The organism is Paenibacillus sp. T2-29, assembly GCF_052921365.1.
Genome location: NZ_JBREVE010000013.1, coordinates 1 through 14028 on the forward strand (window position 1 = coordinate 1; position 14028 = coordinate 14028).

Annotated in this window: 2 protein-coding genes; both read left to right on the forward strand. The window is 49.9% G+C overall.

Translation table 11 applies throughout. The features are described from left to right. A partial coding sequence (locus ACU1JV_RS24870) for a condensation domain-containing protein (protein ID WP_446724696.1) occupies positions 1–2566 on the forward strand: 2566 nt, incomplete at its 5' end. Positions 2567–2739: 173 nt separating this feature from the next. After that, complete coding sequence (locus ACU1JV_RS24875; RefSeq protein WP_413986086.1) at positions 2740–13986, forward strand: amino acid adenylation domain-containing protein; 11247 nt, start codon at positions 2740–2742, stop codon at positions 13984–13986. Positions 13987–14028: the final 42 nt, after the last annotated feature.

Consider the following 14028-nt stretch of genomic DNA (forward strand, 5'->3'; position numbering starts at 1 on the left):
TGCCAGCTTGCTGCTAGGCCACACCCTGCATGTGGTGTCCCGTGACGTCAGCCTGAGCGGAGAGCATTTGATCGCCTACTATCGCACGCACCGAATCGATCTGTCGGACGGCACACCAGCGCATCTGCATATTTTGAACGAAAGCGTCAATGTGACCGAAGCGCCGGATGTGAAGCATTACCTGATCGGGGGCGAGGCCTTATCCGTGCAGCTGGTACAGGGGTTCCTACACAAATGGTCGGGGTATCGCCCGGTCATTACGAACGTGTATGGTCCGACCGAAGCGACGGTAGATGCAACAGCCTATACGATTGAAGATGTAGAGTCACTGAATGTACTGCTGGAAAAAGGGGAGCATACAGTATCCATTGGAACGCCGATAGCGAACCAGGCTGTGTACATCTTGAACACTCGACAACAGCTGGTACCGATCGGGATCGCGGGTGAGCTCTATATTGGAGGTGCAGGTATCGCACGAGGATACCTCAACCTGCCGGAACTGACGGCTGAGAAGTTTATTCCGAATCCGTTTGCCTCGGCTCCACTGGAAGTCGAACAAGCTCCAAATGCCCACAGCAACCTGATGTACCGAACGGGCGACCTGGCACGGTGGCTGCCGGATGGCAGCATCGAGTATTTGGGCCGGATCGACCACCAGGTGAAAATCCGCGGCTACCGGATCGAGCTGGGCGAGGTGGAAGCACAGCTGCTGACTGTGGACGGTATCCAAAAAGCCGTGGTTACGGCATGGGAAAACGAAGACGGACACAAGGATCTGTGTGCCTATATCGTAGCTTCGGAGTCGCTGAGTCTACCGGAACTGCGGAATGCGCTGCAGCCGAAGCTGCCGGATTACATGATCCCGACGTATGTGGTACAGCTGGATCGTTTCCCGCTGACGCCAAACGGGAAAATCGACCGGAAGGCGTTGCCAGCACCGGAAGCACGCCTTGAAGGAGGTCTGGAGTATGTTGCGCCGCGGACGCCGCTGGAGGCCAAGTTAGCGCAAATCTGGCAGGAGGTATTGAAGCTGTCCAGCGTAGGCGTCACCGACTCATTCTTCGATGTGGGGGGGCACTCCCTGCGGGCAACGTCGCTGGTGGCCAAAATCCATCAGGAACTGGACAGCCGAATGACACTGCGTGAGGTGTTCCAGCACTTTACGATTGAGCAGCAAGCCCAGCTCATCGCAACGCACGGGACAGACACCTATACGGTGATCCCTGCAGCCGCGAAACAGTCTTACTATCCTGTCTCCTCGGCGCAAAAACGACTGTACATTTTGAGCCATCTGGAAGGTGGGGATGTCAGCTATAATATGCCGGGTGTATTAGTAGTAGAGGGGCCGCTTCAGGCAGATCGACTGGAGGATGCGTTCCGACAGTTAGTAGCCCGCCATGAAACACTGCGGACTTCCTTCGAAATGGTGGACGGCGAGGTCGTTCAGCGGGTTTACGATCAGGTTGAGTTTGCAGTAGAGCGCCTGCAGGCCAGTGAGTCCGAAGCGGAAGTGTATATCGAGTCCTTTGTACGCAGCTTCGATCTTCGGCAGGCACCGCTGCTGCGTGTCCGTCTTATTCAAACCGGACCCGAGCGCCATCTCCTGATGTACGACATGCACCATATTATTTCAGACGGTGTATCGTCTAACAATATCGTGCAGGAGCTAGGACAACTGTACGAGGGACAGGCCTTGAAGCCGCTGCCAATTCAGTACAAGGACTATGCGGTGTGGCAGCAGCAGGAAATGCAGCGTGAGTCCTACCAGCGCCGGGAACAGTTCTGGCTGGAGCATTTAGCCGGGGAATTACCGGTGCTGGATTTGCCGATTGCTTATCCTAGACCTGCTGTTCGCAGCTTCGAGGGAGCAACGTATGAGTTTACCGTGGACCCGAATGTATCTGAGCAATTGCACCAAGTGGCAGCACAGACCGGAAGTACGCTGTACATGGTGCTGATGAGCGCCTACACCGTTCTGTTGTCCAAATATAGCGGTCAGGATGATTTGATCATCGGTACGCCGGTAGCAGGTCGTTTGTTACCTGAACTGGAGCCGCTGATCGGCATGTTCGTCAATACACTAGCCATCCGGCACCAGCCGCAGGGCAACTCAACGTTCCATAACTACCTACTGGAAGCCCGAGATCGTACGCTGCAAGCCTTCGAGCATCAGGATTATCCGCTGGAAGAGCTGGTGGAAAAGCTGGATATAGTACGGGATGCAAGCCGTAATCCGTTGTTTGATACTATGTTTGTACTGCAAAATACGGAGTCGCAGGAAGCGAAGCTTGAAACGTTGTCCTTCAGTCCTTATGTGCAGGAGCATCGTATTTCCAAATTTGATTTTACCTTGTCCATGAGTGATGAAGACGGGCAGATCAAGGGTTCCTTTGAATATTGCACGAAGCTGTTTAGCGCAGATGTTATTGAACGATTAACCGGAGATTTGATAGCGATCCTGTCACAGGTTGCGGCCAATCCAGATTTGCAATTAAGCGATATTCAGGTGAACTTGGGTGAACAAGCAGAAGGCTTCTCACCGGATTCCATCGACTTTGTTTTCTAGATCAGTTTTCAGGTTTCTAAAAGGCAATGATTTCACTTTGCATGTGCAAAGGGCAGCGGCTTCGTCCGACTGCCCTTGCCTGCAAAGTATTCTTTTTCCGATACAACGCTCATCTACGTAACAACGCACCATTCCAACCGGGGTACAGACCCCATAAAGCAGGAGGGATGTCATTGAAAGCCTTATTTGAGAAAGAGAAAAATTACTGGAGTCATAAGCTGGAATCCGAGGATCGTATCATCTGCTTGCCATATACCAACCATGTGTCCAGGGATACAGCTGCAACAGATTCTAATTGTCATACGTACACGCTGACATTTCCATCAGAAATTTCCCAAAGAATATCATCTATAACAGGTGGGGCTCCATGGGCTGTATTTATGGTTCTGCTTGCTGGAGTAGAAAGTTTATTGCATAAATACACAGGTGAAGAAAGTGTGCTGCTGGGCATTCCTGTAGCCAAGTCTGGCAACGGTGCTACCAAGCCAATCAACCATCTGCTTTTATTGAAAAATACGCTGGATTCTTCAACGACCTTCAAAACCTTGCTGTCTCAGATCAAAACCTCTGTCAGTGAAGCTATTGGACACCAAAATATTCCTTTTTGGAACTATACCGAGGGGCTTGAAATCCTACGTAACAAGGACGACAAGCCTCTTATCCACACCACGGCCTCCTTGCAAAATATTCACATTTCTGACTTTCTACATCACGTGCAATCTGAGCTGGATTTTCAATTTCAATGGGAAAATGCTGCAGTTTCTCTAAACGTGAAATACAGTAGCGACCGTTACGACCAGGTGACGATTGAACGCTTTGTTGAGCAGCTATTACGGCTGTATACCGTTGTTTTACATCAGCCAGAGTTGGAGATTTGCACAGCACAAGTGCTGTCAGAACAAGAAGTAGAGCAGCTGGTTCATACTTTCAACGATACAGCTGTAGATTATCCACGTGATGCTTCCATTCATGAATTGTTCGAGATACAGGCGAAGCAGGTACCACAGCAGGTGGCAGTAGTGTCTGGACCCAATAGCCTAACCTATGAAAAATTAAATGAAAAGGCCAACCGACTGGCTCATTTTTTACGTAAGCAGGGAATCCGTACTGAACAGACAGTCGGCATTGTAGCTGAGCGCTCGATTGAGATGATTGTAGGCATGCTCGCGATTCTTAAAGCAGGCGGGGTGTATGTTCCGATTGACTCTGATTACCCGGACGAGCGCGTGCGTTATTTGCTGGAGGATTCCGAGACCAAGATACTACTTGTACAAAAAATGGAGCATCGGCCCACAGATTTTAAGGGAATAGTACTTGACCTGAGTGATGATGCGATCTATGAAACAGATGATGCTGATCGCTGCAATTCCGTTTTGTCGTATGATAACGGGATGAGTACAGATACGGGTAATATGGGATATGTGGACTGCCTAAACCCACTCTATTCTATTTCTGCTAGTCCCGAACTTGCTTCTACTACAACTATCCCAACAGAAGCTACGCAATCAGAACAAGCTAAACCAATACAGCAGGTTTATGCAGCTGAAGAACAACCGAAGGCGACCGCAGCTGATCGATTGGCCTATATTATGTACACCTCAGGGACAACAGGCCAGCCCAAAGGGGTAATGGTGGAACATCGCAATGTCGTTCGTTTGGTGAAACATGCAAACTATGCACGTTTGGATGCGGACACGCGCATTTTGCAGACTGGGTCTGTTGTCTTTGATGCGTCCACCTTTGAAATTTGGGGGGCGTTGCTAAATGGTGGACAGCTTGTGCTAGTGAGTCAGGATGTCATTTTGGACGTGCTTAAGCTTAAGGAAGCTGTACGCAGCCACGGCATTACCACGATGTTTCTGACCACACCGCTCTTTAACCAGCTGTCTCAGCAGGATCTGGCGCTGTTCGAGGGGATACGGGAACTGCTGGTCGGCGGTGATGTGATGTCCGTACCACATATGACTCGGGTGCTGAAGGCTCATCCGTCCCTGCGAATCAGTAATATCTATGGCCCAACTGAAAATACGACCTTTTCCACAGTGCATGCGATCAACGGTGTGCAATCGGAATCTGTGCCAATTGGCAGACCGATCCATAATTCGACAGCATATGTCGTGGACCGTTCGATGCAGCTTCAGCCCGTCGGGGTATGGGGTGAGTTGCTAGTGGGCGGTGATGGGGTGGCACGTGGATACCGCAACCGTCCGGACTTAACGGCTGAAAAGTTCATCGATAGTCCGTTCCGTAACGGCGAACGCTGCTATCGCACCGGGGACCTGGTACGTTGGAATGCAGATGGGGCGCTGGAATACAAGGGACGGATCGATGCGCAAGTGAAAATCCGGGGTTACCGGATCGAGCTGGGCGAGGTGGAAGCGCAGCTGTTGAAGCTGGAGGTGGTGCGAGAAGCTGTTGTGACTGCACATGAGGATGAGCAGGGGCAAAAGCAGCTCTGCGCTTATGTAGTAACTCATGCGAATGCACAGTTAAGTGAGCTCCGCAGCGCTTTGAGCCGGGAACTGCCGGGCTATATGGTGCCGTCGTATTTTGTGCAGTTGGAGCAGTTGCCATTGACGCCTAATGGCAAGGTGGATCGTCGAGCTTTGCCTCAGCCGCAGGGAAGCATAAGCTCAGGTGCAGAATATGTAGCTCCTCAAAATCAGTTACAAGCACAACTGGTCAGCATTTGGAAAGATGTGCTGGAACTTGAGTGCATTGGGATTAAGGATAACTTTTTTGAAGCAGGAGGTCATTCCTTACGGGCGACAAATGTCATCTCGCTCATCCATAAGGAATTGCATAAAAATGTGCAGCTAAAGGACCTGTTCCAGCACCCAACCATCGAACAGCTTGCGCAGGTTATTGAAGCACTGGAGCAAACCACCTATGAATCCATTCCTGTTTCGGGAAATAAGCCATTTTATGCGGTATCCTCGGCTCAAAAACGGATGTATATTCTCAATCAGCTTGATGGAGCGGGAACTAGCTATAACATACCAGGCGCCTTGACATTGACCGGTTCACTTGATTACAAGGCACTGGATAACGCGTTCCGTCAGCTTATTAATCGCCATGAAACATTGCGCACAAGCTTTGAGAGCATGAACGGTGAACCTGTCCAGCGAGTACATGACGAGGTTCCTTTTCGCGTGGAGTTGATTCATGCCCACGGAGCTGACCAAAAGGAAACGGATGAGCTGGTGCATGGCTTTGTTCAGCCGTTTGATCTTGCGCATGCTCCGCTGTTCCGGGCGGGTCTGATTGAAACTGGGCCAGAGCATCATATTTTGCTGCTGGATATGCATCACATCATTTCGGACGGCACCTCTATAAATGTATTGATTCAGGACTTCATCCACTTATATGCGGGGGACACGCTGCCGTCGCTGCGCATTCAGTATAAGGACTATGCTGCATGGCAGCAGGAACAGCAGCAAAGTGAACGCTATCAGGAACAGGAAAATTACTGGCTCAATACCTTCGCAGGAGAGCTGCCAGTGCTGGATATCCCGACGGATTATCCACGTCCGGCGGTGAGAAGCTTTGAAGGAGATGTACTGGAATTTACGCTCGATCAACGGCAAAGCGAAGGATTAAAAGGCATTGCGATGCAGACCGAATCGACCTTATATATGGTGCTGTTGGCTGCCTATACGACTTTGCTTAGCCAATACAGCGGGCAGGAGGATATTATTGTCGGCTCGCCGATTGCGGGGCGGCCACATGCTGATCTTAGCAGTCTGATTGGGATGTTCGTCAATACACTGGCGATCCGCAATTATCCGGAAGGCGGGAAAACATTCCGCGATTATGTGCTGGAGGTCAAGGATAACGCGTTAAAGGCTTTTGAACATCAGGATTATCCTTTCGAAGAGCTGGTAGAAAAGCTGGGCGTGGATCGGGATTTAAGCCGCAATCCATTATTTGATACCATGTTTGCTTTACAAAACCTGGAGCAAACAGAGCAGCAGCTGGCAGAGCTGCAATTAGCGCCCTATCCGAGTGAACAAACAACGGCCAAATTTGATCTAAGTCTGTTCGCGCAGGAGGATGGGGAACAAATTGCCTGCGGTTTTCAATACGGAACCCGGCTGTACAAACGCGAAACCATCGAACGACTGGCTGTACATTTACAGCAGCTAATCAATGTGGTTATAGAACAGCCGGAGATCGCTCTTGCGGCTATAGAAATGGTTTCGGCCCAAGAAAAAGAGCAGCTGGTGGAGCAATTCAGCACTACAGCAGCAGACTCTCCGTATCCACGGGATCAATTACTGCATGTGCTGTTCGAGGAACAGGTTGCACAATCGCCAGATCGACTAGCGATCACCTTTGCGGACACACAGCTCACTTATCGCGAGCTGAATGAGCGTTCCGATCGTCTGGCATGTGTCCTTACTTCCCATGGGATACGGCGTGGGTCCGGGGCTCAGATACAGCGAGTAGGGATAGTAGCTGAGCGTTCCATTGAAATGGTCGTGGGCATGCTGGCTATTATGAAGGCAGGCGGGGCTTACGTTCCTATTGATCCCGAGTATCCGGAAGAGCGTATCCGTTATTTACTGGAGGATTCCGGTGCCGAGCTGTTACTGTCACAGCGACGGGAACAGATTTCTTTTGAACCAGGTATTCCGGTTATCGATTTGAGTGATGCGCAACTATGGAGCAGCGAATTTGAAGGATACACTCATACTCATGAATCAGCTTCCATTACAAATGGGGGGTCTGCCTTAGATCTTTCGCATGTCATATACACCTCTGGTACGACAGGCAAGCCGAAAGGCGTTATGGTCAATCACCGTAATGTCGCACGGTTGGTGAAAGGCAATAGCTACGCCACGCTTGACGAAAATACGCGTATGCTGCAAATGGGCGCAGTTGTATTCGATGCCTCCACGTTTGAAATCTGGGGAACGCTGCTGAACGGTGGTCAATTATATGTAGTAAATCATGACACTATTTTGGATGCTGCCAAGTTCAAACAAGTGATGAACAAGTATCGTATTAACACCATGTTCATGACCACGGCTTTATTCAATCAGCATTCACAGCAAGACATTGAAGTGTTTGCATCCCTAAAGGAATTGCTCGTGGGTGGGGATGTGATGTCCGTACCACATGTTAACCGCGTGCTGAAGGAGTACCCGCAGCTTCGGTTGAGTAATGTTTATGGGCCGACAGAGAACACGACCTTTTCCACCACCTATGAAATTACAGAACCGCAAACTCAAGGTGTTCCCATTGGACGTCCGATTGATCATTCCACCATTTATGTGGTCAATCGTTCGTTAAAATTGCAGCCTGTCGGGGCGTGGGGCGAGCTCCTTCTCGGTGGCGATGGCGTGGCACTCGGGTATCTGAACCGGCCTGAGCTTACGGCAGAAAAGTTTATTGAAAGTCCATTCCGGCCTGAAGAATATTGCTATCGTACAGGGGATTTGGTGCGTTGGCGTGCTGATGGCGTACTGGAGTACAAGGGAAGAATGGATGAGCAGGTCAAAATTCGCGGCTACCGCATCGAACTGGGTGAAGTTGAAACCCGTTTGTCCACGATTGCAGGTGTGAAGGAATCTGTTGTTACTGTGCGGCAGGACGATAGCGGGCAAAAACAGCTGTGTGCATATTTTGTAACAGACAGCGAATTGAGCGCTAGCGACTTACGTAGTGTGTTATCACAGGATCTGCCGAGCTATATGGTGCCTTCCTACTTTGTGCAGCTGTCGAAACTGCCTTTGACACTGAATGGCAAAGTAGACCGTAGGGCACTGTCTGCACCTGAGCCTAATGTCGATACAGGTATGGATTATGTGGCACCTGAGACAGATGTCCAACTGGCCTTGGCTGCGGCTTGGGGAGCCATTCTGGGTATACAGAAGGTAGGCACACAAGATAACTTTTTCCATTTGGGTGGTGACTCCATCAAGGCTATCCAAGTATCGTCCCGCTTGTTTCAGGCTGGATACAAGCTGGAAATGAAGGATTTGTTCAAATATCCAACGATTGCAGGATTGAGCACATATATTCAGCCAGTTAAACGAGTAGCCGAGCAGGGTGAGGTTACGGGACATGTTGTGCTTACACCGATTCAGCGCTGGTTCTTTGAACAGTCAACGGATGAACCACATTATTTCAACCAATCTGTCATGCTCTATCGGCAGGAAGGCTATAACGAACGGGCACTTCGGCTGGCACTCCATCAGATTACAGCGCACCATGACGCCTTGCGAATGACTTTTCGTTCGTCGGAGAACGGATATACGGCATGGAACCGAGGTGTAGGGGAAGGCGAACCGTACCATTTGGAGTGCTTTGACTATAGGGATAGCGAAGTAATTGAAGAGAATTTGGAGAAAATGATTGAGGCTAAATGCAATGAAATTCAATCCAGTATTTCCTTGAGCGAAGGGCCATTGATGAGGCTCGGCCTATTCCGTTGCCCGGATGGAGATCATCTGTTGGTCGTGATTCACCATTTGACAGTGGATGGGGTATCCTGGCGCATCCTATTCGAGGATTTGGCGACAGCATATGAGCAAGCCGCCAAGGGCGAACAGGTGATTCAGTTACCGCACAAGACGGATTCGTTTCAAACATGGGCCGAGAAGCTGCACGCCTATGCCAACAGCCCAGCGATGGAACGTGAGCGGGCGTATTGGGAGGGGATTGCACAAGCGAAACCGGCACCTCTGCCGCAAGATTATGGACATAACGAGCACGACAAGCCATTGATTGGCGATAGTGAGTCGGTTACTGCTTTGTGGACACACGAAGAGACAGAGCAATTGCTCAAGCAGGCCAATCGTGCCTACCGTACAGAAATTAATGACCTGTTGCTGACGGCAGTAGGAATGGCATTGCAAGCATGGAGTGGTCATGATCGTTTCCTAATTAATCTAGAGGGACATGGTCGTGAAGCCATTTTACCAGAGGTGGACATTACCCGGACGATTGGGTGGTTTACAAGCCAATATCCTGTTTTACTCGATATGCCAAAAGAAACGGCTCTTTCGCAGCGAATCAAGCATGCGAAAGAAGGATTGCGCAGTATTCCGCAAAAAGGAATAGGTTACGGGATACTGAAATATTTAGCCGAAGTATCTCCAGCCCTATGTGAGGTAGATCCTGAGATCAGCTTTAACTATTTAGGACAATTTGATCAGGATATGAAGGGAAATGACCTGCAGTCGTCTCCTTATAGTGGAGGTATGCCACTTAGCCCGACTATGGCTCGGACGTATACGCTGGATTTTGGCGGCATCATTTCAGGAGGCCAACTGGGGCTGACAATTAGCTATAGTCGTACCAGCTATCGACCAGAGACGATCGAGCGATTGGCCAGTTTATTGGAATCGAGCCTGCGTGAAATTTTGAAGCATTGCATTCATAAACAACATCCAGAGCTAACCCCAAGCGATATTTCCTATAAAGGAATGCGTGTTGAGGAGTTGGACAGCTTGTTGTCTGAGATGGGTGCTACGGGTGAGATCGACAATGTCTATACCCTGACCCCAATGCAAAAAGGGATGCTGTTTCACAGCCAACTCGATAGTCAAGCAGCTGCCAATGACGCGTATTTTGAGCAGGTTTCTTATGATATGCAAGGTCAGCTGGACATTCATGCTTTTGCAGAAAGCCTGAATACTCTAGTTCGGCGACATGAGGCGCTGCGTACACACTTTTATTTTGGACGGGATACGGAGCCTTTGCAGGTAGTGTATCGAAACCAAGATTGTGGCTTCTATTACGAAGATTTACGAGAGCTGGATAGCGATACAAGGGATACACAGCTGACCAATTTCAAGTTGCAAGATAAAGCACGAGGCTTTGATCTGCGTCGGGATGTCCTACTGCGTGTAGCGATTTTGCGCACTGGGGAAGATCGTTATCATTTTGTGTGGAGCTTCCATCATATTGTGATGGACGGTTGGTGTCTGTCCCTTGTAAACAAAGAAGTGTTTGAGAGCTATGCAGCACTTCGGGAGCGCAGAGTACCGGAGTTGGCACCGGCGGTGCCCTACAGCCGCTTTATTGAATGGCTGGAAGCACAGGATCGCAACGCAGCAACCGACTACTGGAGAAGCTATTTGTCCGGGTATGAGCAGCAAACAGCACTGCCAGCTGTAAAATCCGGTCGCAAGAGTGAAGGCTATATGGCCAGTGACTGGATGACGGATTGGGAGCATGAGCTGGCTCTCCGGGTGGAGGAGACGGCCAAGCGGTATCAGGTGACCATGAATACATTATTGCAAACCACATGGGGGATTCTGCTGCAAAAGTACAACAACCATAGTGATGTTGTATTTGGCAGTGTCGTCTCAGGTCGTCCATCGGATATTATCGGGGTCGAGGATATTATTGGCTTGTTCATTAATACCATTCCTGTTCGCATCCGTAGTGAAGCAGGGGAAACTTTTGCGGAAGTTATGAAGAAAATGCAGGAGCAAGCGCTGGCTTCTCATGCGTATGATACGTATCCGTTGTTTGAAATTCAGGCACTGACCGACCAGAAACAGAATTTAATTAACCATATTATGGTGTTTGAAAATTATCCGGTGGATGAGCAGATTGAAGAAATGGGTAGTGACGGGCAGGAGTTATTATCGGTTTCCAACGTGACGGCTACAGAACAGACTAACTATGATTTGAGCATCGTCGTTATGCCGGGAGAAGGCATAAAAATTCGTTTTATGTATAACGCACTCTGCTTTGATCAAGCAGATATTGAACGTCTGCACGGACATTTTGTGCATCTGCTAGAGCAAATTTTGCTTAACCCGAATGTTTGCGTTGAAGAGCTGGAATTGGTTACAGCCTCAGAAAAACAACAGATTATAGGAGAATTTAATGACACGGCCTTAGCATATTCCTACAATCAGACGATCCAAAAACGGTTTGAGGAGCAGGTGGAACGCACGCCGGATCATATCGCCGTCGTCTGGGGTCAACAATCTTTAACTTACCGTGAACTGAACGAGCGAGCCAACCGCCTTGCACGGACTTTACGCGCGAAGGGGGTTAAACCAGATCAGTCGGTAGGTATTATGGTATATCGCTCGCTAGACATGATCGTAGGCATCTATGCGATCCTCAAGGCCGGCGGAGCCTATGTGCCAATTGATCCGGAATTTCCGGCCGACCGCATCTGCTTTATGCTGGAGGACTCCGGAGCGAAGCTGGTGTTGACGCAATCGCATTTAGCGGAGCAAGTATCGCTGAGCTTCGATGGCCAGGTGCTTGTGCTGGATCACGAGGACATCTATCACGAAGATGGCTCGAATCTGGAGCCACTGCCCGGACCGCACCATGTCGCCTATGTGATCTATACCTCCGGTTCCACCGGAAAACCGAAGGGCGTAATGGTGGAGCACCATTCCGTGCTGAACCGGATTTTGTGGATGCATGATCGTTACGGCTTAAGTGCGGAAGATACGATCCTGCAAAAGACCGCCTTCACCTTTGACGTGTCGGTGTGGGAGCTGTTCTGGTGGTCGATGGTCGGCTCGAAGGTGAGTCTGCTGTCGGTCGGCGGGGAAAAGAACCCGGAAGAGATTGTGGACACGATTGCTCGTGATGGCGTGAGCACGATGCACTTTGTACCGGCCATGCTGCATGCGTTCCTGGAGTATGTGGAGCAGCAACCACGAGAAGCGATGCAAGCGAAGCTAGGCACGCTGCGCCATGTTTTTGCCAGTGGTGAAGCCTTACCGCCACAGCATGTGGCCCGGTTCCAGCGGCTCGTGTCGAGCTTGGCCGGAGCGAAGCTGATCAACCTGTATGGTCCAACCGAAGCGACGGTGGACGTATCGTACTTCGATTGCGAGCCGGATGAGGAATATGCGGTTATTCCGATCGGGAAACCGATTCAGAACATTCGTCTGTACATCGTGAAGGAAGGCACAGAGCAATTGCAGCCGATCGGGGTCGCGGGTGAGCTGTGCATCGGCGGTGTAGGTGTAGCCCGAGGTTATCTGAACCGTCCAGAGCTGACGGCCGAGAAATTTGTGAAAGATCCGTTTGCTGGAGGCAAAGCAGGCTATGAGCGGATGTACCGTACAGGCGATTTGGCAAGATGGATGCCGGACGGCAACATTGAATATCTGGGCCGGATTGACCATCAGGTGAAAATTCGCGGTTATCGAATTGAACTGGGCGAAGTGGAGGCACGGTTGGCAAGTGTGCCGCTCGTGCGGGACAGCGTTGTTATTGCTTTGCAGGATGGAATAGGTCAGCAGCAATTATGTGCTTACTTCACGGCTGATGAGCAGCTGACTGTCCGTGAGATTCGAGCTGTACTATTGGGCAGTCTACCAAGCTATATGATTCCATCCGTATTCGTACAGATGGAGCGTATTCCGCTGACGGCCAACGGCAAAATCGACCGAAAAGCGTTACCTACGCCGGACACAGCGCTGCGCACGGGTATAGAATATGTTGCACCGCGAACCGACGTGGAGCAGTTACTGGCAGCCATTTGGCAGGAAGTGCTTGATATTCCACAAGTGGGTATCCACGATGACTTTTTCACGTTGGGTGGACATTCCTTGAAAGTACTGGAGCTTATACGCAAAGTTCACCTTGCCACAGGCATTGAGCTTCCTATACGTAGTGTGCTGGAGTTCCCGACCATAGAAGAGCAGGCGCTCACATTATTGAAAGCTGATCTGGAATACAAGGCTGATAGTCCAATCATTCGGTTGAATGAACACGGTCCGGTCTCCATCTTCTGCTTTCCGCCGATGCTTGGATACGGGCTGTCGTTTGCAGAGCTTGCGAAACAACTGGATCAAGACGCAGTCGTGTACGGGTTAGAGTTCGTAGATGATGCTGCGGATGAGCAGGCAATGTTGGCACGTTATGTTGATCTTATCGTCAGCACGCAAGCGCAAGGTCCGTATGTACTACTTGGTTATTCCATAGGTGGGAATCTAGCGCATAAGGTTGCCTCTACACTGGAGCGTCAAGGTCATGCTGTATCCGACATTTTTATGCTTGATTCAGTCAAAAGAACGGAAGCCCTGCCTTTCACAGACGAAGAAACAGAGCAGGAAATTCATGCGATGCTGGAACAGGTTCCTGAATCTTACCGCGAGCTGCTGAATGAAACGTACCAGCGTAAAATGATCGCTTATGCGGTGTATGGCAATCAGCTTGTGAACACTGAAAAGGTTCAGGCGAATATTCATGGTTTTGACGCCGTTGGATCGGAAACGGTGAAGGGCACAGGAGATAATCGACTTTTATGGAAAGACGCTACACAAGGAAGCTATGAAGAACATAGCTTGATTGGGAATCATTATGAACTGCTGGAACCCGGATTTATCGAAGAAAATGTAAAAGGGATCCGTGCCGCGATACAAAAGATTACCCGGAACATGGACAAAGGCATGGCACAAGGTTTAACACATCATAATTCTTGAAAATCTAGTCTTGACGAATGATTAGAAGTTATCACCAATTTT